At 54.4% G+C, this 21,485-nt stretch carries 22 protein-coding genes; 9 read left to right on the top strand and 13 right to left on the bottom strand.

Annotated elements, in window-relative coordinates; all coding sequences use genetic code 11:
- Positions 1-24 precede the first annotated feature (24 nt).
- The 3 genes from LOS15_RS11200 to LOS15_RS11190 all read left to right on the top strand — a co-directional run bounded on the left by LOS15_RS11200 (position 25) and on the right by LOS15_RS11190 (position 2,681).
- Entirely contained in the window at positions 25-843 is an 819-nt protein-coding gene (locus LOS15_RS11200; RefSeq protein ID WP_263065998.1) for a type IV toxin-antitoxin system AbiEi family antitoxin, read from the top strand.
- The gene (locus LOS15_RS11195; RefSeq protein WP_263065997.1) at positions 827-1,765 is read left to right on the top strand and encodes a nucleotidyl transferase AbiEii/AbiGii toxin family protein; all 939 of its coding nucleotides are present in this window, start codon (positions 827-829) and stop codon (positions 1,763-1,765) included. The genes LOS15_RS11200 and LOS15_RS11195 overlap by 17 nt, the downstream gene beginning before the upstream one ends.
- A 124-nt stretch (positions 1,766-1,889) precedes the next feature.
- Positions 1,890-2,681: a PhzF family phenazine biosynthesis protein gene (locus LOS15_RS11190; RefSeq protein ID WP_263065996.1), complete on the top strand. Its 792-nt coding sequence runs from the start codon at positions 1,890-1,892 to the stop codon at positions 2,679-2,681.
- 152 nt (positions 2,682-2,833) lie between these two features.
- Here the strand turns inward: LOS15_RS11190 and LOS15_RS11185 are convergent, their stop codons facing one another.
- The 3 genes from LOS15_RS11185 to LOS15_RS11175 all read right to left on the bottom strand — a co-directional run bounded on the left by LOS15_RS11185 (position 2,834) and on the right by LOS15_RS11175 (position 4,257).
- Complete coding sequence (locus tag LOS15_RS11185; protein ID WP_263065995.1) at positions 2,834-3,130, bottom strand: DUF1330 domain-containing protein; 297 nt, start codon at positions 3,128-3,130, stop codon at positions 2,834-2,836.
- A gap of 83 nt (positions 3,131-3,213) precedes the next feature.
- Positions 3,214-3,741 (bottom strand): hypothetical protein, encoded by a 528-nt coding sequence (locus LOS15_RS11180; protein WP_263065992.1) that lies wholly within the window; start codon positions 3,739-3,741, stop codon positions 3,214-3,216.
- Between the two features lie 69 nt (positions 3,742-3,810).
- On the bottom strand, positions 3,811-4,257 hold the full coding sequence (locus LOS15_RS11175; RefSeq protein WP_263065991.1) for a MerR family transcriptional regulator: 447 nt from the start codon (positions 4,255-4,257) through the stop codon (positions 3,811-3,813).
- A gap of 73 nt (positions 4,258-4,330) precedes the next feature.
- Between LOS15_RS11175 and LOS15_RS11170 the strand changes: the two genes are divergently transcribed.
- Positions 4,331-5,368, top strand: coding sequence for an SO_0444 family Cu/Zn efflux transporter (locus LOS15_RS11170; protein WP_263065989.1), 1,038 nt, complete (start codon positions 4,331-4,333; stop codon positions 5,366-5,368).
- Between the two features lie 65 nt (positions 5,369-5,433).
- Entirely contained in the window at positions 5,434-6,204 is a 771-nt protein-coding gene (locus LOS15_RS11165; RefSeq protein ID WP_263065987.1) for a potassium channel family protein, read from the top strand.
- Between the two features lie 57 nt (positions 6,205-6,261).
- Here LOS15_RS11165 and LOS15_RS11160 read toward each other — a convergent pair whose 3' ends face one another.
- From LOS15_RS11160 to LOS15_RS11135, 6 genes are all read right to left on the bottom strand, one after another.
- Positions 6,262-7,005 carry a hypothetical protein gene (locus LOS15_RS11160; RefSeq protein WP_263065986.1) on the bottom strand — a complete coding sequence of 248 codons (744 nt, stop codon included), beginning with the start codon at positions 7,003-7,005 and terminating at the stop codon, positions 6,262-6,264.
- Between the two features lie 8 nt (positions 7,006-7,013).
- Positions 7,014-8,483: a metal-dependent hydrolase family protein gene (locus LOS15_RS11155; RefSeq protein WP_263065984.1), complete on the bottom strand. Its 1,470-nt coding sequence runs from the start codon at positions 8,481-8,483 to the stop codon at positions 7,014-7,016.
- 169 nt (positions 8,484-8,652) lie between these two features.
- Complete coding sequence (msrQ, locus tag LOS15_RS11150) at positions 8,653-9,273, bottom strand: protein-methionine-sulfoxide reductase heme-binding subunit MsrQ (RefSeq protein WP_263065983.1); 621 nt, start codon at positions 9,271-9,273, stop codon at positions 8,653-8,655.
- Positions 9,273-10,289: a protein-methionine-sulfoxide reductase catalytic subunit MsrP gene (msrP, locus tag LOS15_RS11145; RefSeq protein WP_263065981.1), complete on the bottom strand. Its 1,017-nt coding sequence runs from the start codon at positions 10,287-10,289 to the stop codon at positions 9,273-9,275. Before msrP ends, msrQ begins: the two co-directional genes overlap by 1 nt.
- 84 nt (positions 10,290-10,373) lie before the next feature.
- Entirely contained in the window at positions 10,374-11,939 is a 1,566-nt protein-coding gene (locus LOS15_RS11140; protein ID WP_263065980.1) for a sensor histidine kinase, read from the bottom strand.
- Between the two features lie 3 nt (positions 11,940-11,942).
- The gene (locus LOS15_RS11135) at positions 11,943-12,644 is read right to left on the bottom strand and encodes a response regulator transcription factor (protein ID WP_263065979.1); all 702 of its coding nucleotides are present in this window, start codon (positions 12,642-12,644) and stop codon (positions 11,943-11,945) included.
- Between the two features lie 350 nt (positions 12,645-12,994).
- On the opposite strand from LOS15_RS11135, the gene LOS15_RS11130 reads away from it, so the two are divergent.
- Positions 12,995-14,743: a mechanosensitive ion channel family protein gene (locus LOS15_RS11130; protein ID WP_263065978.1), complete on the top strand. Its 1,749-nt coding sequence runs from the start codon at positions 12,995-12,997 to the stop codon at positions 14,741-14,743.
- A gap of 82 nt (positions 14,744-14,825) precedes the next feature.
- On the opposite strand, the gene LOS15_RS11125 is transcribed toward LOS15_RS11130, so the two are convergent.
- Positions 14,826-17,966 carry an acyl-[ACP]--phospholipid O-acyltransferase gene (locus tag LOS15_RS11125; RefSeq protein WP_263065976.1) on the bottom strand — a complete coding sequence of 1,047 codons (3,141 nt, stop codon included), beginning with the start codon at positions 17,964-17,966 and terminating at the stop codon, positions 14,826-14,828.
- Positions 17,967-18,099: 133 nt separating this feature from the next.
- Between LOS15_RS11125 and LOS15_RS11120 the strand changes: the two genes are divergently transcribed.
- Entirely contained in the window at positions 18,100-18,855 is a 756-nt protein-coding gene (locus tag LOS15_RS11120; protein ID WP_263065974.1) for a helix-turn-helix domain-containing protein, read from the top strand.
- Positions 18,856-18,918: 63 nt separating this feature from the next.
- Positions 18,919-19,776, top strand: coding sequence for a putative RNA methyltransferase (locus LOS15_RS11115; RefSeq protein ID WP_263065973.1), 858 nt, complete (start codon positions 18,919-18,921; stop codon positions 19,774-19,776).
- A 116-nt stretch (positions 19,777-19,892) separates the two neighbouring features.
- Here the strand turns inward: LOS15_RS11115 and LOS15_RS11110 are convergent, their stop codons facing one another.
- Positions 19,893-20,099 carry a cold-shock protein gene (locus LOS15_RS11110; protein WP_009095703.1) on the bottom strand — a complete coding sequence of 69 codons (207 nt, stop codon included), beginning with the start codon at positions 20,097-20,099 and terminating at the stop codon, positions 19,893-19,895.
- A 219-nt stretch (positions 20,100-20,318) separates the two neighbouring features.
- Positions 20,319-20,534, bottom strand: a complete 216-nt coding sequence (locus LOS15_RS11105) for a TIGR02450 family Trp-rich protein (protein ID WP_263065968.1) — start codon at positions 20,532-20,534, stop codon at positions 20,319-20,321.
- Between the two features lie 133 nt (positions 20,535-20,667).
- On the opposite strand from LOS15_RS11105, the gene LOS15_RS11100 reads away from it, so the two are divergent.
- A complete protein-coding gene (locus LOS15_RS11100) occupies positions 20,668-21,159 on the top strand; it encodes a nucleoside deaminase (RefSeq protein WP_263065966.1) in 492 nt (163 codons plus the stop codon).
- Positions 21,160-21,247: 88 nt separating this feature from the next.
- Here LOS15_RS11100 and LOS15_RS11095 read toward each other — a convergent pair whose 3' ends face one another.
- Positions 21,248-21,421, bottom strand: a complete 174-nt coding sequence (locus tag LOS15_RS11095; RefSeq protein WP_009722289.1) for a YqaE/Pmp3 family membrane protein — start codon at positions 21,419-21,421, stop codon at positions 21,248-21,250.
- Positions 21,422-21,485: the final 64 nt, after the last annotated feature.

Here is a 21,485-nt window from a genome sequence, read left to right as displayed (position 1 = left end):
TATAGAAAGTGTATTTTAGTCACTATGAGTGATCAAAATGAAAGTAAATTAAACCGCCTGCTGACTGGGTTAAGTGATACCGGCGTCGTTTCCAGCCGGTGGCTAAGCGCGCATGGCTATTACAGTAGCTTGTTGGCCCGCTATGTCGCCAGTGGCTGGCTGGTGTCCCCAGCGCGTGGTGTATACATGCGCAAAGGCGGCTCACTGCAGTGGGAAGGGGTTGTAAGCACACTGCAACGGAGGGAGGGTTTGTCGCTGCATGTAGGTGGGCGCTTTGCGTTGGCTTGGCTGGGGCATGAGCACTACCTGCGGCTGGGCGAAGCCGAAGTGGTCACACTCTATGGGACGGATCGTGTGCCGGGGTGGGTGTACCAGTTGCCGTTGGTGGAGCGTTTTGAATACTGCGGCAAGGGGCCTTTTGATCTGCCAGTGATTCCGTTTACTGAGGAGACAACGGATCAGGCGCTGCTGAACCAAGGGCTGGAACGGCGTGAAGCAGTGCCGAGCGGTATGCTGGTGTGTTCGACACCGGAGCGCGCCATGCTGGAGTTGTGTACTGAGGCGTCTGAAGCAGGCGGGGTCTACGAGGTGGATGCATTGATGCAGGGCATGGCTACCCTGCGTCCAAAGCGGCTTGAAATGCTGTTGCGCCATTGCCAAAGCATCAAGGCTAAGCGTCTGTTTCTCGCGCTGGCCGAACGTCATGGGCACGCTTGGTTTTCGCATCTATCGACCAAGGATGTGGATCTTGGTCGTGGCAAGCGATCGCTGGTTCCCGGTGGCCGTTTGCATTCCAAGTATCAAATTGTTCTACCGGGAGACCTTGATGAGCAGTTGGGATAAACGCTACAGCGACCGAGTGCAATTGCTGGTAGATATCCTGCCGGTACTGGCAAAGGAAACCCGATTTGCACTGAAGGGTGGAACCGCCATCAACTTGTTTGAGCATAATCTTCCCAGGCTGTCAGTGGATATCGACCTAACTTGGCTGCCTGTGCAGGACTTTGAGACAGGCGTGGCGGAAATTGCAGCGGCATTGGAGCAGTTGGCGGAGACATTGCGTGCCCGCCCTTTGCAGTTACACGTGCAAACATCGGGTGGCGCGAATACCGGGGGCATCACGCGGTTGATTTGCAGCCGCGGCCGTGCACGTGTGCAGATCGAAACCACCCCGGTGATGCGAGGCACAGTACATCCGGTTCGAACAATGGTGGTCCAGCCAGAAGTCGAGCAGGCCTTCGGCTTTGCTTCAACACAGGTGCTTAGTTTTGCCGATCTCTACGCTGGAAAATTGGCGGCGGCCTTGTCTCGCCAGCATCCCAGGGACCTGTTCGACATTGGCTTGATGCTGGAAGATGAACGCGCTGATGCGACATTGTGGCAAACCTTTCTGGTGTATCTAGCGTGCAGCCCTAAACCAGCCTGGGAACTTTTGGCTCCCAGAGAGCCGGTGGATTTTGAAGCTATCTTTGATTCCCACTTCAAGGGAATGACCGCCAAGCCGGTGACCGTGGTGCAATTGCTGGAGAACAGAGCACATTTACTGCGATGGATATCCAAAAAGCTGGATAAGCCGTCATGTGACTTTCTATGGTCCGTTGAAGATGAGCAGCCTGATTTTGCATTGATTGAACTAGAGGGAGTGGCAGCATTACCAGGGGTAGGGCGAAAGCTGCAAAACCTTACCCGTCGCTCGAAGGCCAAGCGCCAAGCGGATCGCCATGAACTTGAGCAGGTTCTGGCACGGATAGCATCTGATGCGTGAAGAGAAGCGCTCCGTCCCAGCAGCTATGCGCTTTACTATCTGCAACTGTTATTCACGGAGGAAGCAGCCTTATGTTTCTTGATAGGCTGCTGTCTTCAAACGCTTATTTATTAAGTGGGATGCCATGAAAATAGATCTATACCAAGTAGATGCTTTTGCCTCACAACCCTTTGAAGGCAACCCAGCGGCGGTGTGCCCGCTGGATGCCTGGTTGGAGGATGCGATGCTGCAGGCCATTGCCGCAGAGAATAATCTTTCCGAAACCGCTTTCTTTGTACCCACGGAAGCGGGCTACCACCTGCGCTGGTTTACGCCTTCGGTGGAGGTGGATTTATGCGGCCATGCCACGCTGGCGGCGGCGTGGGTGATCTTTAATGTGCTGGGCGATAGCGCAGAAACCCTGCAGTTTGAAACGCGTAGCGGGCCGCTATTAGTGCAGCGTGAGGGCGATGAACTGGCGATGGATTTCCCTGCGAAAACGCTAGCGCCGCTAGACATGCACGCGGAGGTGGCCGCAGCCCTCGGCGGTATCGAGATTGAGGAGCTGCTGATCTCGGATGACATTGTGGTGGTGGTTGAAGAGGCGAGCGTGATTGAGCACCTTGCACCGGATATGCAGCGGCTTAAACAGCTGCCGGGGCGTGGCTTGGCGGTTACCGCGAAAGGCGATGATGTGGACTTTGTGTCGCGTTGGTTTGGCCCCAAGGTGGGCGTGGAGGAAGACCCGGTGACTGGCTCGGCGCATACGTCGCTTGCCCCTTACTGGGCGGTGCGTTTGGGTAAGCAAGCGCTTACTGCCCGCCAGGGCGGGGCACGTAAAGGAGCGCTAAGCTGTGTGGTAGAGGGCGATCGGGTGGTTATTAAAGGGCGTGTGGCGCCTTATTTAACCGGGCAGATTATGCTGCCTAACGCCTGAGGTGAGATTAACCACGTGGCTGAGCCGAATACAGCGGCTATTCGGCTCAATAAGTGAGCCGAATAGGTTTTTGCAGTTTTTTAACGTCAAGGCAGGCATTCAATCGCACTCAGAACTCACTGAGTGCGATGCTTCGGTCATCTAAAAGAACATCATGCCTCTTCGATGCCATCTACTAAAAATACCCGGTAATCGGCCCCTAGGAAACGGTGCTTGCGGGCTTCCTGGTAGGCGGGGCTTTCGTACCAAGCGCGGGCGGCGGCCATGTCGGGGAAACGTAGAATCACTGCCCCTTCCATGGCGCTGCCTTCCAGCACTTCAAAATCGCCATAAAAGGCAATCGGCTGTGGGTCGTGGCCTTCACGTGCGGCTTTGGCTTTTTCGCTGTAGCGCTTCATCTCTTCGCTGTCGTGGGTGTGTTCACGGGTTAGTACGATGTAAGCGGGCATTCCTTTCTCCTGGCGGACTATAAACACGATCAAAAGCGGCTAAAGCATAACATTGCCAACACACGCTGCCCGCAGCGATGGGGTTAATCGATATTGTTGGGGGCGTCGGTTGCGGTATCGCTCTGCGCTTTCGTCTCGGGTTCTCGCGGCTTATTTTCCAGCGTGGCGAGGGCAATCTTGTAGCAATCGTCGATATGGCTGTTGCCCATGTATTTCATGGCGGTAAAGCTGATGCCGCCTGCGACGGCGCTGCCAATGAAGGGCACAAACTTAGAGACCCCTTTGGCGGCGACCTTAACGCCCATCTTTTGCAGCAGCGTGACGATTAATTTCTGGGTGATGTACTTACCGGCTAGCTTGCTTCCGGTATTGGAAATGGTGGTCATCACAAAGAGCTTGGTTTCGGTATCCAGGCTTTCGATTTGTTCGGGAGTTAAGCCAAACTGGGCATTAATGTTAGGAATTAGGCGCATTAAGATGGCGACATCTGAGCCGATATCCATCCCAGGAATCGGAACAACAGCGGCGCCCGCCGAGATCCCTGCGCTTTTGGTCACCATCGCATAGCATGACGCTTTAATAGCGTCGAGTTCTTCCCGTGTCTCGATCATGCGGCGTTCCTTTTTAAGAGGCTGACATCACCGTTACCGGCGGTTGGCTGAACGTCGGCGTGGCAAGGGTTATAACGCTTTCACTTCTCCACAGCCCCGTTCACTACACGCGGGTTGGTGGTCGTACAGTGTTTGAATAATCTGGCAGTTAGCCGCCTTGCCGCCTCGGCATTGATGAACCACTTGGCGCAGCTCGCCTGCCAGTGCTTGTAAAGCAGCGATGCGTTCTTCCAAATGTTCAAGATGGCGGCTGGCGATGTCATCGGCGGCGGTGCAGTCGGTATCGGGGTTGTCGGAAAGCGCTAACAGTTCCTGAATGCTGTGCAGGTCTAGCCCCAGGCTGCGGCCATGGCGAATAAAGCCAATGCGTTCCAGTGCTGCTTGATCATAAGAGCGATAGCCTTGCTCCCCCCGCTGTGGCGGCGTGAGTAATCCGAGTTTTTCATAATGGCGAATACTCTCCGGCGAGCATCCGGTTCGGCTGGCAACTTCCCCAATACGATAGTGGCGTTTCATCAGCTTGACCCTGTAACAGTTACAGGGTTTAGGCTAGTCGTTACTTTGTGAGTTAACAAGCAGGTAACCGACGATGACGTTGATCAATGAACTGTTAAGTATTGCTTTGACCGCTGCCCCTTGGCTGCTGCTGGGGTTGGGGATTGCAGGGCTGATTAAGGCATGGATGCCGGAGCACTTACTTCAGCGTTGGATGGGGGGACGCGGGCTGGGCAGTATTACTCGCGGAGCGTTCATTGGAATGCCGTTGCCGCTGTGTTCCTGTGGGGCGATTCCCACTGCGCTGGCCTTGCACCGGGGTGGGGCGGGCCGTGGCCCCACCACGTCTTTTCTGATTAGTACACCGGGTGTTGGCGTGGATTCCATGCTCATTACCAGTGTGCTGTTAGGCCCATTAATGGCGTTGGCGCGGGTGCTAGGGGCCTTGGTAACCGCGATAGTAACGGGCATTTTAGTGGGCTTTACCGGACAATCAGCAGTGCCGAACAATACCCCTGTTAGCAGCTGCTGTGCATCAAAAGGCTGTGAATCTAAAGAGGTGAGCGATGAAACAGGCGCTGCCGCTGAAGCGACGGGGGTAACGGCAGGGTTAAAGTATGCCTTTAGTGACTTACTGGATGACATCAGCCGTTGGATGTTTGCTGGTTTATTGCTGGCAGGGGTGTTGGTGACCTTTGTGCCGCCAGAAACCCTGGTAGGTTTTTCGGGTGGGCTGCTGGCGCTTATTCTCATGGCGGTGATTGGCATTCCCTTGTATATCTGCGCGACCGCCGCCACGCCGGTTGCCGCGGGTTTGCTATTGGCGGGCATTTCGCCGGGAATGGCGTTAGTTTTTCTACTGGCTGGCCCTGTGACGAGCCTGGCCACCCTAGCCATTCTGCGGCGTGAGTTTGGCAGCCAAGCTTTGGCGGTTTACCTGGGTAGCATTCTGCTGGTGACGGTGCTGATCGGCTGGGTGTTTGATAAAACGCTGGCGATGACGGGCTGGAACCCGGTTCAACAGGCCAGCCAAGTGCAGGAGCTGCTACCGGCCTCTGTCGAGTGGTTAGCCTTAGTCGTCCTGGTACTGGTCGCTATTCGGCCTGTTCGTAAGCGGTTGTTAGGGTTTTAAGCGTATAGTGCTTGCTTTCTAACGCCATATAACTGAAGCGTCACATAACTGAAGCCTTCCAACGCATGAAAATTTCGAGAGTTGCCCTGTATCGACAGTTAGCGCCAGAAACCCGCTTGCAGCTTGGGTTGTCGGTAACTAATCGCACTATTTGTGTGTTGATTTTGTTGGCATCACTGACGGCCATTTTGGAGACTGAGCCAACGCTACGCGCGCTGTCACCACACCTTTTTCCCATCTTAGAAACCGTGTTTGTGGTGCTCTTTATAGGGGAGTATTTGCTACGGCTGTACGCCATTGGCGAAGAGCCACGCTATCGTGGTGTCAGGGGCCGAATCCGCTATATTTTCTCGTTCTGGGCCTTGGTCGATTTGATCGCTATCTTGCCGTACTTTCTGGGTTTTATGGCTCAAGATAATGCCTTTTTGGTACGGCTGTTTCGTTTGCTTCGCATGCTACGTCTTGCGCGATTGGGCAGGTTTAGCCAAGCATGGTCGGCGTTGGCGGATGCGCTGAAAACCCGTTGTCATGAGCTGTTGTTAAGTGTTGGGGTGGCAGGCCTGCTGCTGCTGTTTTCTTCTAGCTGCTTATATGTGGTGGAAGCGGCTGCCCAGCCGGACGCCTTTGGCAGCGTACCCCGGGCGTTATGGTGGAGTATCGCCACGCTGACCACGGTGGGTTATGGCGATGTTACGCCGATAACTGCAATCGGTAAGTTTTTTGCAGGCCTAACGGCAGTCGCAGGCATCGGAATTATCGCCATGCCCACCGGCATTTTAGCGGCGGCGTTTAGCGATGCGTTTCAGAAGAAACGCGTCTACTCAGGAGACGAATAAATCTCTGAGCTTTTTGGAGGCAGCTTTGACGAGGTGCGCTGTGACGTCAACGCTTCATTAAAACCTCCAAGTGGCACCGAGTAGTGGGCCGCTCATCGATACATCGATGCGGGTGCCATTTTCATCGCGGTCTACGGCTAAGTGTCGAAAGCCCGCTGAGAGATGTAAGGTGTCATTGATCAGGTAGTTGGCGGTAGCGACTGCCTGCCAGGTGCTATCAGAACCCACGCCGAAACCGCCGGTATCAACATGCACTAGCGTTGACCACTTAGGCGACCACGTGGAGCGCAGGCGAGCGGCAAGGAGCGGGTCGACCCAGCGTTCTGTTGCGCTGGCGCTAACCCCTAAGGCGGGCACCTTTACGTCGGCTTCGATCCGCCAAGCGCGTGCGCCTGCTAGTAGATCAAGGTATTGGGTCGGCGTGCTGACCACTTGATAACCGGCGGCAGCGGTTAGTGAACGCTGGCGCAGGTTGCCTTCTACCACAACGCCCGACAATAGCATGCTCTCATGGCTAAGAGAGGCCCAGGTAATATCGCCAAACAGTACCCAGCGGTCTTTTCGGGCGCTACCCGCCATAAAAAATGCGCCTTCCAGGTCATCCATCACGTTGCTAAACGAGCGTGAGGTACTGACAGTGGGGGCATTGTCCAGTGGGCGCAGGTCACCGGATAATCCGGTCATCCATCCATAGGGGGTTAGCTGGTAACGCCAGCTGCTTTCCTGCGCAGGAGATTGAGTGGCAACGCCTGCAGCGATAAGGCCAATGGCGGCAACCAGTGAGCGTGATGTAGGCATCATGATTATCCTTATCGGGTGTCTTTGTAGATGCGCCCACCTTTCATAATCAGGCGTAAGTTACGTTCTGGGTCATGAAGAAAATCAAGGTTTTGGGTGGGGTCGCCATCGACTAGGAGCAGGTCGGCAAGCGCGCCTGTCTCAATTTTGCCAAGCGTGCCAGGGTAGGGGTTACGCGGGCCAGAAAGCGCGAGCATTTCGCCGTTGCGTCCTGTGGCCATAGCCAGGACCGTTAAGGGGTCGTAAAAGCGGGTCAGTTTGGCTAGCTGGCGCAGTTGATTGGGCGTATTTTGCGGGCTAAACAGAATGTCGGTGCCCCAGGCGGTTTTAATATCGAAACGCTGGGCGAGCTCATAGGCCCGCACCGTGCCTTCTGCCACTTGGCGCTGGGCCTCGCGACGAGCGGCATCGGGGTAAACGTTGGCATCTTCATCCTGGAGGAAGGGTTGCAGGCTCCACCATGCGCCTTCGCCTGCCATCATTCGGGCGGTTTCTTCATCGGCCAGTTGGCCGTGCTCGATTGATTTAACGCCAGCCCTCAGCGCCCGTTGAATGCCCCGGGGGGTATACACATGCACCATAACGTAGGTGCCCCAGTCTTCCGCTGCTTCAACCGCTGCGCGTAGTTCGCGCTCGGTGAATTGGGTGCTATCCAGTGGATCGTAGGTGGAAGCGACTCCGCCACCCGCCATTAATTTGATCTGCGATGCTCCCAGCATCAGCTGCTCACGGGTGCGCCGTAGCACTTCGGCTTCGCCGTCGGCGATGGCGGCTACCCCTTGGCGCTCCTGTTCGCTCAAGGGGGTCGTGCTACCCCGAGGTACTTCATGGCGCATGCGGAAATCGCCGTGGCCCGAGGTTTGGGAGATCATGGCGCCAGCAGGAAAAATACGCGGCCCGGCCACAATGCCTTCATCGATAGCGCGCTTTAGCGCAAACGAAGGCCCGCCCACATCCCGCACCGACGTAATGCCGCGCATCAGCGTGCGCTCTGCTTCCTGAGCGGCCACCAAATGCACGTAGCCTACGTCTGAGGTCATGGCGGCGACCTGGCTAATCGCCGCTAAGGTGGTGTGCCAGTGGGCGTCGATCAACCCCGGCATGAGTACGCGGCCGCCGCAATCAATCACTTCGGCGCCTTCTGCGGGGGCGTCCTGGGGCAAAATGGCCTGAATGCGGCCCTCTTCGATGCGCACGGTCACGCCGTCGCGCAGCGCAGTGCCGTTACCATCGAATAGGGCAAGGTTGGTCAGCAGTAGCGGTCCATCTTGTCGCTTGGGTTGGTTAGCGATCGACATGGGGGCATGTAGGCCCGCAAAAAGCGCCATCACCGCAGCGGCACCACCGAGTAATTGGCGACGGGTGATCTCGGCCATTATGCGTTCATGGAAGCGCTGAAGCAGCGGTGAGCCACAGCAGCAAGCGCCATGGCCATGGTGGTGCAGTAATGGAGCGTGTGGTGAGGGGGCGGCGGGGGGCATAGACGACACCTTTGTCAGTTTTGTTTAAGCGTTAAGCAACATAAACGCAGTAATGCTGAGCCGTGGATAGAAATAAATTATAGTGAGGCAATGCATTGCACAAGCTGAAATCTATGTCTCTATGCGTCGCTGCTGTTCCCCGGTCACGATGTGTCAGCGTTAGCGGTTTTTAACCACGGCTGAGCCGATAGCGTAACGTAGGCAGCGTGCGGGCAATCGGGGGCAAGCGGGTGACCATGATGAGCGCAGCAATAGCAGCATACATCGCCCACTCTTGCATATCTGCGCGAACTACCCAGAAAAAGTGCAGCAGCACCAAGCCCAAAATGGGGTAGGAAAATTTGTGCAGCGGCTTCCAGCGTTTGCCGAGGCGCTTCATCGACCAGCGGTTGGAAGTGGCGCCCAGTACGGCAAGGCCAAGCAGCGCTAGCATGCCCACAATAATGTAGGGCCGCTTGACCAGTTCGCTACCCAGCTGCGCCCAGTTAAGGCCTAAAATAAACAGAACATAGCAGAGCATATGCAGGGTGGCATAGGCGAGCGCCCAGAGGCCAAGCTGGCGGCGGATGAGGGCAAAGCCTTTCCACCGGGTGAGTTTAGTGAGTGGGGTAAGGCTGAGTGTGAGAAGCAGCATCCATAGCCCGCCAATGCCGATGTTCAGCAACAGGTAGTTACCTGGCTCGGGGCCAGCAGCGTTATTGGCGACCTGCCAGCTCCAGAGCAGCAGCGGCGCCAGCGCCGCCAGAAAGACACCGACACGCCACGCTAGCCACTTTTTTGGCGTGGCCATTAGTAGTTTGCCCTCAAATCCAACCCCGCATACATCTCAGCGACCTCGTCGGCGTAGCCGTTAAACATCAGGGTATCGATGGTGTTTGGGCTGAACAGGCTATTAGGTAGCCGTCGCTCCGTCGCTTGGCTCCAGCGGGGGTGATCGACTTGGGGGTTAACGTTGGCGTAGAAACCGTACTCATTTGGGGCGATGAGCTGCCACGTGTTGACCGGCTGCTCTTCTACTAGAGAGATACGTACAATCGATTTGATGCTCTTAAAGCCGTATTTCCAGGGCACGACTAAGCGCAAAGGTGCGCCGTTTTGGTTGGGCAGTTCGCGGCCGTACATGCCCATGGCCAGCAGCGTTAACGGGTTCATGGCTTCATCTAAGCGCAAGCCTTCCACATAAGGCCAGTCGATCAGTGAAAACGAAGAGCGCTGCCCGGGCATCTGTTCGGGGTCGACCAGGGTTTCAAAGCGCACGTATTTAGCGTTACTGGTGGGGTCGGCGCGTTTGATAACGTCAGCCAGCGGAATGCCCAGCCAGGGAATCACCATCGACCACGCCTCAACACAGCGCAGCCGGTAAATGCGCTCTTCAAACTGAGAAGGTTTGGCAAAGTCCTCCAGGGTAAAGCGCCCGCCATTATTCACTTCGCCATCCACCACCACGCTCCAGGGCTGGGTTTCCAGGCTGCCAGCATGTCGGGCGGGGTCGGTTTTGCCGGTGCCAAATTCGTAGAAATTGTTGTAGCCACTGGCGTCATCGAAGGGGGCGATCTTGTCCTTCTCGGGGTTGCTTGGGGTAATCGCGCGCCATTGGGTATCGCTGATTTTTTCCTTTAGCCATGCCGGCCCATTCCCTTCAGAGACATCCGAATAATCGGCATTGGCGTGTGCGTTGCCGGAGAGGGCGAGGCCCGCGCCTAGCCCCACCATGCCGCCCATAAAGCGCCGCCTGGAGAGGTAGATAGATTCCGGCGTTACATCAGATTCGCGTAGGTCACTGGGTTTGGCAATCTTGATAAGCAATGGATGCCTCCACGAGGGAAAACGGTTGGTATGAATATAAAAAGCAGTTTGCATCAGAGTTATCACAAACAACTCTCAAAGTTATTACGTATTTATAACGCCGGGTGAGAAAGCGGCTTTTACCGGCAAACGTATGCAGAAGCAGGCGCCGCCGGTAGCCAGGTTTTCCACGCGGATATCACCGCCCTGAAGCATCATAATTCTGCGCGCAATCGCCAGCCCGAGGCCTGCGTGACCGGAGTCGCCAGAGGCGTCACCGCGATAAAAAGGCTCGAAAATATGCGGGAGGTCTTGTTCTGCAATGCCCGGGCCGCTGTCCTTTACGCATACCTCGGGTTCGCCCCCTGTTTGGCCCACTACCACGTTAATACCGCTACCCGCAGGACTGTAAGCAATGGCATTGCTGATCAGGTTATCTAGCACGCGTTCCGTCATGGCTAAATCGGCATAGGCGAGAGGCAGTTCCGGGTCGCCACTTAGCGATAGCGTTAACTGGCTCTCATAAGCGGCTGGGCGATGTTTCTGAACCACATCGTGGACAAGTTCCGCTAGTGGGAAGGGTTCTGGCACCGGCTGTTTCTCTCTTGCCTCAAGAGCGGCAAGCTCAAAGAGTTCATCCACCAAGCGGCTTAAACGGCGGCCCTCTTTGAGGGCGATAGTGAGAAAGCGATCCTGCTCCTCGGGGCTTAAACGGTCACGCCGTAATTGTAGGCTTTCGATGTAGCCTTGCATGGAGGCTAGCGGGGTACGCAGGTCATGGGACACCTGGGCGATTAGCTGGCGGCGCTGGGCGTCTTTCTCTTTGAGTTGTTCAATCTGAGAGGCAATCCGCCGGGCCATGTCGTCGAAGGAGGCGCCCAAATAGTCGATCTCATCACGCACTACCGGTTGCTTGTTGCGCCATCGGGTATTGCTGAAGTGCGCTACGCTGGCCTCTGAGGGGTGAGAGTGCTGGAGAGCGCTAGGGTGATGGGAAGGGAGAGGCTGGCGCTTATCACTGTTTTCAAATTCCGCCACTAGTCGCGTGAGCGATCTTAGGCGGCGGGTGAGCAGGTGGAAGATCGCCAACCCGCCTACCATCGCAACAGCGAGGCTCACCAGTAGTGCCCAGGCGCTCATCTCAAGGACTTTGCCGCCACGGGCCATGGTTTCCGCCGCATCGTACTGCTCTCCGCGTAGCACCACGTAGAGGTACCCTTGTGGGTTATCTGTCGAGGGCACTGGGGTAACGGAAAAGACTTTCTGCCGGTCGTGGCTGCGGGGGTCATCGCCGAGCAGTGGGTAAAGGCTCCTGTCCTCTATCAGTTGATGTATGGGGGTCAGCGACACGTGGTTACGTTTGATCTGCGTGGGGTTGGCCGAGTAGGACAGAATGGCGCCATCTAAATCCAGCAGATAGATTTCAATGCTGGGGTTGATGGCCATATACAGGGAGAAAAGCTCTTCCAGGGCGCCGGGATTAAGGCCGCCGTCGCTGACTAAGTTTCGGTCGGAGACCAAGGTTTGCGCCAAATCCTGATGCAATGCTTGGCTGACTGAGGCGCTGTATCCGCGCAGCGAATAGAGGCTGATAAAGGTATACAGCAGCCCAACGGCCAGCAGCAGTAAAAACAGCCCGAGAGAGAGCCGTGTATAGAGTGTTTTTAGCATAATTTACTCACGGAAACGGTAGCCCACTCCCCAGACGGTTTGAATAAATTCCGGCCGAGCGGGATCGTTTTCAATCTTCCCGCGCAGGCGATTGATGTGGGTGTTCACGGTATGCTCATAGCCTTCGTGGCTGTAACCCCACACGGTATCTAGTAGCTGGGCACGGCTGAAGACCCGCCCCGGATGGCTGGCAAAGTGCCAAAGTAGATCGAACTCGCGCGCGGTGAGCTCGACCGGCTGCTCCTTGATAAACACCCGACGGCGAGCGGGATCGATCCGCAGGCCATTGGCGGTCAGTTCAGCACTGCGGGTTTCTGTAACAGCGACAGACGACATGGCATCCACGCGCCGAAACAGGGCTTTTATCCTTGCCGTGAGTTCTGCCACGCTGAAGGGTTTGGTGAGGTAGTCATCGGCCCCCATTTCCAGGCCCAGCACCCGGTCAAGCTCGGTGCTTTTTGCCGTCAGCATCAGTACCGGCACGTAGCCAGGGGCGGTGCGGATCTCGCGACATACGGAAAGCCCATCCAAGCCGGGTAGCATCAGATCGAGTATCACTAAATCGATTCCGCCTTCGCGAAAGCGCGCTAGCCCAGCATCCCCTCGTTCACAAAGAAGGGGTGTCATACCCAGCTCGGCCACGTGCATCCGGACGAGTTCTCGGATGCCTGGGTTGTCCTCAATAATCAGTACGTGTCGTGTCATAACTTCTTGGCTCTAGCCTGTGAGGGCGTGTCATCAAATGGACGGGTGGATTCAGCGGCCATCTTCGCAGTGCACTATCACGGGAGGTTCACTGGGAAATAGAGTGTTGGGAATTGAGTTAGCGAGCTAGGAATAGAGAGTTAGTAATAGAGAGTTAGTAATAGAGTGTATCGCGCAATGTTCACAAATGTGTCACGGACTGCCACGCCATCACACTTCTTGCCTGATCAACGATGGTGGGCTGTACTTGGTCTTACCGCCGCCATGGAAGGCCCGCTATTAAAGACAGGCTTGTAGGGGGCGTGCTTGGACGAATGTTAACTTGGCTCACCTTGAGCAATAAGGCATATATGAACATCAATTATTCATGGCCAGTATGGTTAGTACTGGTTATCACACTTGCTTTTACTAACCTCTGTGCGGCGCAATCTCAAGGAGATGAGAGCGAGAATGAACGATGGTATGCCATTGATGCGCTTAATACAGGGTTAGACGATCCGCCTGAAGAGGTGAGGCGCAAGTCGCCACGGGATATGGTTCGCAGTTTTTTATCGCTCACCGAAAGCGAAAATTACGCTGCTGCGGCGCACTTGCTTAATCTCAACAATATTGACCCGGGCGAACAGCCGGCACAGGGTGCCGAGTTCGCTATGCAATTGGCTGAGGTATTAAAGCGTGGAGAGTGGTTGAATGCGTCTAATATGTCCGGTCGTCAAGACGCGGCGATTGAAGACGCTTCTGGTCAGAACCCGCAAGCAGGCGAGCCCCAGCGCAATATTGAGCTGGCAGCCCTAACGGTCGATGGCCAAGCCTACGATGTCCGGCTAGGCCGTTATCGTGTGGGGGAAGAGGATCCTGTTTGGTTAGTGATGCCAGAGAGCGTGTCGTTTATTCCCGCTCTCTACGAAGAGTACGGGCCTTCAATGTTGGAGCGCTATATTCCCGATCGGTTAAAGGCATCGTTTGGCATGTTAAAAATCTGGGAGTGGTTAGCGATCCCGGTTTTTTTAATCGTCATTGGCATGGTGGGTGTGATCACTTACTACGCTGTTGGTCTTGTGGCTCGCATACTACCTTCGGGCGTGTCTACTATTTTTGCCGATCAAATTGGCATGCCCGTGGCGATGATTGTTATGTCGCTGGTCACGCAGATGCTGCTGGACTATGTCGTATCGTTTTCCGCGATTGCGACGACAACATTCCGCGTACTGTTGATCTCAATTATGGCCTGGGGAGCAGGTGTCATTGCGTTGCGCTTGGTCGACACGATCATGCTGCGCTTAACGCGACGCCTGGTAGGCGAAATTGACGACACGAAGCCTAAAGATCAGCGCAGGCTGCTAACCTCTCTATACGCCTTGCGCCGCGCCATTATTCTGATTGCTGTGACCGGCGTATCGGTCTATATCCTAGGCCAGGTTAAGCTCTTCGAAACCCTTGGCTTGTCTATTCTGGCGTCTGCCAGCGTATTGGCAGTATTAGTGGGTGTGGCGGGCCAGGCGGTGCTGGGTAATATTCTCGCCTCCTTTCAGTTATCGTTTGCCAAGCCTATTCGTATTGGCGACCTGGTGATCTTTGAAGGTGAGTGGTGTTATGTGGAAGGCATCTTTTATACCTTTATTCGACTGAGATCATGGGACGAGCGACGTTTGATTGTTCCCGTCACCTACTTTACCTCTAAGCCTTTCGATAATTTGTCGGTGAAGAGTACTAAATTGTACCGATCCTTGGTGCTGACACTTCACCTAAGCGCCGATATAGGGCTGCTAAGAGATAAATTCCTCGAATTCGCTAAAGAGGAAGATAGCGTAATCGAGCACCATAAGCTGTTGTGTTACGTGACAGCGCAAACCGGCACGGCCCAAACCATCACCTGCTACTTGATGACGTCAGACCCCATGGCTGGCTGGACAGCCGAGATGAACTTGCGCGAGAAACTGCTAGCCTTTATCCGCAATAACCATCCAGAGTGGTGGCCTAGGGAAATCATGGTTATCAGCCATGAGGATATTGCACGGGGAGAAATTCAAGGAAAACGCTCGCAGAAAGCGAATAGTGCCGATGAGCAGCCCTCTGATAGTGGTGAACAGCCGTCGTGAATAAACAGTCGTGAATATCCGTTAATAAGCCCTTTTGAAAAGGCAGCGGCCAGCGCCGCTGCTGGGTTGACTGAGCCGTGAGCTATGTACACAGCGTCAAAAAGCCATCTGCATCGATAAAACCGGTGTCACCCGTAACGTACCAACGGCTGCTGTCGAGCTGTTTAATGGCAGCGGCCGTGCGGGCTGGGTCGTTGAGGTAACCCTGCATGACTTGAGGGCCGCTGATCAGAATTATGCCGGCTTGACCGGTAGGCAGCTCTTCAAAGCGTTCTGGGTCAACGATTTTGAAGCTGGTGCCGGGCAGTGGCATGCCGACAGTGCCTGATTTATTGCCCTTTTGAATGTGCTGGTAGTTGGCTCCTGTGGCATCGGGCAGGTTGACCGAGGCAACGGGCGCGGTTTCTGTGGCGCCATAGCCTATGTAGATAGGCGTTTGGAACGTGCGCGTGAAGTCTTGGCATACACGTTCATCCAATGATTCCGCACTGATAACCACTGCGCGCAGGCTTTCCAGCATTAACGGTTGCACCTCCTGGCTACGGTGTAATAGGGCTAGAAAATGCGATGTACCGAACATAATCGTGGCTTGGTGCTTGGCTATAGCGCTAGCAATGCCAGGTGCGTCGTCGGGGGTCGCGTGGCAAACCAGTGGCAGCCCTTCGATAAGTGGCAGCAGCTGGGTTACCGTTAGCCCAAAGGCATGGAAGAGCGGCAGCGATCCCATGACCACATCGTTACTCTGTGTATTAAGCACATCGGAAGTCTGCTTGATATTAGCCATCAGGTTACGGTGGCTGAGCATTACGCCCTTTGGTTGGCCTCCACTGCCGTTTTTAAACACAATGGCGGCGGTAGTGTCGGCATCTTGGTTGCCGCAGAACAGGCGCGTCAGTATCCCCGTAGGCAGTAAACGAACGCTCAGCCAGGTGCAGAGGCGTTCAGTGCGGCTTATCGATGACTGCAGGTCTTCCAAGTAAACTGCCTGAATATTGGTAAGCAGCAGGCTGACGTTTAGCCCTTGTTGCTGCAGCGTTTCAACAAAGTGGCGGGAGGTAAGCACGGTACCGATCTCAGCTTGGGTGAGTGCTGATTCAAGCGCTGTCTGACTGGCGGTGTAGTTAAGGTTTACCAGCGTTTTGCCAGCTAAGAGCGTTGCCATGTTGGCGAGTACGCCAGCGCTACTGCTTGGTAGCAGTAACCCGATGTTTTTTTGGCCAGGGGCAAGTTGACGAATACGTCTCGCCAGCAACAGGCTGCTGGTAAGCGCTTGGCTTGCCTTGAGTGAGTGATTAGCGTCGGTAAGCGCCCGAGCGGTTGGGGCACGCTTTACACTGCGTATCCAGGCGTCGGGTAGCGTGGAGAGTTCATCGATGGCGTGCTGCCAAGAGTGGGTGGCTTGTTCAAAAATGCGCCGCTTGAGGACATCGGCAGGGGTGTCTTTCACTAGCGGCTTGCCAAAGGCGACCACAACCGACCGGTGCAGCGGGGCGTTACGCAACGCTTTAAGCTTGCTAGAGGAGCGTGAAAACTGGCTGCCCCATAGCCCACGCAGGTAGAAGGGCACGATTTTGACATCGGGATTGGCCATTTTGCAGGCCCGTTCATAGCCGCGGCGGAATTCGCCCAGCTGGCCAGTGCGGCTAATGGCGCCTTCAGGAAACAGGCACACCACTTCACCGGCGTTCAGCTGTTCTGCAACTGTGGCTAGGGCATGTTCAGCGGCACTGCCGCGTTCGATGGGAATACAGCCGAGCGCTTTGAGAAAACTGCGAAGGTACCAACGCTGATAAACGGACTTCAGCATCACAAAACGTACTGGGCGAGGGCTGGCAATCTGTACCATGGCCCAATCCACCCAGCTAATATGATTGCCCAATAATAATACGCCGCCTTGGGCCGGCAGGTTTTCCAGCCCGTGAACATCGACCCGGTAACGGCGCGTCATCAAGAAGCTCAGCAGAAAACGCACCAAGCTTTGCGGCAACTTTACGACGGTGTAACCGCCGCCTACCATCGCGACGCTGGCAATCAGCAGTAGCAGGTAGAGGCTATCGACACCTGCCAATGCAAACAGGGCTGTGAGCACCAAAAAGCCCAGCATAGCGAGGTTTTGAATCCAGTTATTGGCTGCCAGCACGGTGCCTAGCTCGTTATCAGCGGCGTGAAACTGTATCAGCGCATTGAGCGGCACAATAAATAGCCCGCCCATCATGCCAATAAAGACGAAGTTCACGGCTTGTCCGATGGGCGTAGTGAATAACGGTAGGCACCATAGCCCCAGCGCCACCCCGAGAGCCCCTACGGGAATTAAGCCGGTTTCAATCCGGTTATGAGAAAGCTTGCTGGCAAGCAAAGAGCCCAGCGCAATACCAATACCGCTGGCCGCAAGAATGCCTTGCAGCACTAAAGTGTTATCAATACGAAGGGCATCTTTGGCGTAGGCAGGGAAGGCTGCTAGCAGCACCTGACCCACGGACCAGAAGGTCGCAAGGCCAATAATCGAAAGCCTAATGACGGGGCGACGCGCGATGATCCGCAGGTTGTCTTTCAAGGCTGCGCCTTTAATGTAGCGCTGCCAGGTTAGCGGCGTCTCTGAGCCTGTGGTGCTATCCAGCGGGAGGCGATACAGCGTGGTAACCTGAATGATGCTATTAAGCACTAGCAGCCAACCTAGGGGAGCTATTTGGCGCAACAACTGATTGGGTGTTTTAGCATCAGGCGTCACCCAGCTTTCAAACAGTGCGGTAAACGCCACGGTACCCACCAGAATGGCGCCAATGGTCACGGCCTGGATCAACCCATTGGCTTCTGCTAAACGCGGCTTGCCAAACAGCCCTTTTACCAAACCATATTTAGCTGGCGAGTAGAAAGCTGATTGAATTGCCAGCAGTAGCGTCATGGCAAATGCCAGCCAAAACCAGCCTTGATAGTAAGCGGTGGTGATGCCCAAAGACACGGCGACAGCGGCCCAAGCGGAAACCCGCAAAATGCGCACCTTCGGGTAGCTATCGGCGACGTGGCCTGCTGGGCTAAACAGTAAAATAAACGGCAGTAAGATGAGCCCGTTCACCAGCGCAGTTAGCACCACCTGGGTCGTGCCGTCATAACTTTTGAACACGGTATTTTGAATAACGATCTTATGCCCTAAATCCACGAAAGCGTTTAGAAAAATGGCAATCAAGTAGGGCCAAGCGCCTGCAATGCGCAACAATGGTTGCATGGTGTGTCGCCTTATAAACCTGAAGTGAGGGCACTTTCGTTATATATGGGTATCACTGCAACTTGGTTAGATAAAGTTGTGTTATATGGGCTTTTCGGTATCGTTATACGCTACTTTGGGGTCTGGAGGTTACGTGTCTCAGACGAATGCATTAATCGATACCTTAAAACGCCAGCTGCGTGCTCAGGGTAAAACCTATGCCGATGTGGCGAGATGGCTTGAGCTAAGCGAGGCCTCGGTAAAGCGGCTGTTCGCCGAGCAGCATCTTACCTTAGAGCGGCTAGAGCGCATTTGCGACCAGCTTAACCTTGAGTTTTCCGAGCTGGTGCAGGCCATGCATGCAGAAGAGCACCGTTTGCAGGAGCTAACCCAGGCGCAAGAGCAGCGTATTGTTGATGACCGAGAGCTATTCCTAGTCGCGGTGTGTGTAATTAACGGGTACAGCTTTGATGAAATTCATCATCAGTACCAGCTCAGCGAAGCACAGTGTATTCGGCAGTTGCTGGCGCTAGAGCGGTTAAAACTAATTGATCTATTGCCAGGTAACCGTATTCGGCGGCGCGTGGCGGCAAATTTTCGTTGGCGGCCTGGCGGACCTATTCAGAGCTTTTTCCAGCAGCATATCGCGACAGAATTTTTTCACTCCCGTTTCGATAGCGACAATGAAAAGCTAACGGTACTTAATGGGTTGCTCTCTCAGGCAGGTAATGCAGAGTGGCAGCAAATCATGCAGCGCCTAGCGAACGAGTTTCATGCGTTATGCGAACGAGAGAGCGGGCTGCCCATTCATCAGCGTTTTGGTACTACCTCAGTACTAGCGGTGCGCCAGTGGCAGTCCACGCTGTTTAAAGATATTGCCCGTGCTGGATACAAGGCAAAAAGCCCTTAATGAGCCGCTGATTTTGTATGCATTTCTATGTTGATAAGCCCAATTTCATGAGTTTACGTCGTTATGAGTAGCATTCCTTTCAAGGCAATGGCTTGCCCGTTAGATGGCGAGCCGTTAGAGATGTTAGGCAGCACGTGGCGTTGTGCGGCAGGACATAGTTTCGATATCGCCAAGCAGGGTTACGTCAACCTGTTGCCCGTTCAGCACAAACGCTCCCATGATCCCGGCGATAGTAAAGCTATGGTGGCCGCTCGTCAGCGGTTTCTTAATAGTGGTTATTATGACGCTATCGCAGACGCAGCGAATAGCATTGTGGAAGCGCATCGCGCGCGTTCGGGTTTGTCTCATGCCCCTTATAGCTGCCTGGATGCAGGGTGTGGCGAAGGGTATTACCTGCGCCAATTGGCAGCAGCGGTATCCGATTCATCGCCTTTATCATTAATGGGCTTAGATATTTCTAAATGGGCAGTGTTAGCCGCCGCCAAGCAAGAGACGCATTCAGCAAGTTGGGTGGTTGGCAGCAATGCCCATTTGCCCGTACAGTCGGCGGCGCTTGATTGCGTTCTGTGCATGTTTGGTTTTCCGGTAGCGGGGGAGTTTGCCCGGGTATTGAAGCCAGGTGGCCTGCTATTGCAGGTTGAGGCTGGGCCAAACCATTTGCGTGAATTGCGGGAGGTGATTTACCCCACGTTAAAGCCAGAGCGCTCTATGGCGCCAAACATGCCTGAGGGCTTCGCGCATCAGCAAACTCTATCGTGTTGTTATGAGTTATTGCTAGAGGGGGGCGAGAAGATAGCTGATTTGCTGGCCATGACGCCGCATTTTTACCGAGCGAGTGCTGAAGGGCGTGCGCGTGCGGCAGCGCTGGAAACGCTAACACTAACGGTCGATGTACGCTTAGTGGCTTATTTGCGAGTATGAGTCGCGTATCTACGGTGGGCACCCATAAGGCGGGCGCCTAAACGCAACAAGGCCCGCATAAGCGGGCCTTGTTATCCAGATCTCGAAAGACCTGGGCAAACTCTAAAGCTTAGAGCTTAGGAGATTTGCTTGATGTTAGAAGCCTGAAGGCCTTTCTTACCCTGGGTAACGTCAAAAGAAACGTTAGCACCTTCTTGAAGGGTTTTGAAACCGTCAGACTGAATTTCAGAGAAATGAGCAAAAAGGTCGTCGCCGCCGTCAGAAGGAGCGATGAAACCAAAACCTTTAGTGTCGTTAAACCATTTAACTGTGCCAGTTGCCATTGTCTAGATCCTTTCGCGCTAAAAGCGCCGTAATAAAGTTCCTGGTATTACCCAGATTTAAGTAGCGGGTGAAACAAGGAATACAATATCAGGCTGCCGAAAAAGATCGTACACTTCTGAAACCATGCCGCTTGCTAACCAACTGACGCTACAGTGCCATGTTTTTTTTGCTGGGTCAAAGCCTTTCATGAATATTTTCTAGGGGGGCCAGGGCGGCCTTCATTTCCATCCCATTTTCCAAACGCTAGCGTCCGTTAGCTCTTGCCAGGCAAGAGTGATCTCGCGGTTTGAGTGAACCGCTTCGATGACCACTTCCACCACCTGCTCTTCTTCATTGCGCAAAAGTTTCGTGACGATAAAGTGCTTCTCTTTATTACGCGGCTGGGTGGCCGTCCATTTGCTGTTGTAAAGCTTGTTCGGGTTGATGGTGTTCATGAGGATGCTCCAGAAGTAGTGGCGCTTTTACGGTAGCTCAGAGTGCTATCGGTAAAAATGGTATCGTTGGTAGAGCATCTTTGAAAAGACAATGGGGCCACTCAAGCACGTTGTCAAAATAGAGGAGTGTCTTATGATTGCGGAACACGAATGGGGCTACTTAAAACGCGCCGTGGCTTTGGCTGAAGAAGCTTTAAATGCTGGGGATGAGCCATTTGGCAGCGTGCTGGTAAATGCCGAGGGCAAGGTGTTAGCGGAAGACCGCAACCGTATTGCCGGTGGAGACGCGACTCAGCATCCGGAGTTTGCGCTGGCTCGTTGGGCAGCGAATCATATGACGCCTGATGAACGTGCGAAGGCGACTGTGTATACGTCTGGAGAGCATTGCCCGATGTGTGCGGCAGCTCATGGCTGGGTAGGGCTAGGTCGTATCGTTTACGTCAGTTCTTCTGAACAGTTGGGTGTGTGGCTATCCGAACTTGGCGTAGCGCCACCGCCCGTTGCTACGCTGCCAATTAATGCGGTGGTGCCCCATTTGGCTGTCGATGGCCCGGTTCCCGGGTTGGATGAGCAGGTGCATGCCTTACATCGTCGCCGTAGAGAAGCTGACTTTTCCTCTAAATAAGTAGCGCTGATTGCAAAACACCGCCCTATATTTAATAAGGCGGTGTTGAATCGTTGCGTACAAAAACGACATCAGTGTTCTAGTATGTCTAGTGTTTCAATATGACATAAAAGGCATGGATGATACCTGGTACAAAACCAAATAGCGTCAGAATGATATTCAGCCAGAAATGTCCTTTGAAGCCGACCTCAAAAAATACCCCTAAGGGGGGCAGAATAACGGCAAAGATCATTTTAATCGGGTCCGTCGCGGTAAATGCCATAAAGCCTCCTTTGCTTACATAACCAGTGTTTTGATAGCGGTTTGATATCAATATGTTGATGGCA

This window comes from Halomonas sp. 7T (assembly GCF_025643255.1).
In the GTDB taxonomy this organism is placed as follows: domain Bacteria; phylum Pseudomonadota; class Gammaproteobacteria; order Pseudomonadales; family Halomonadaceae; genus Vreelandella.
Note: the sequence above shows the minus strand (reverse complement) of the source record. Positions and strands in the feature narration are given on the sequence as shown.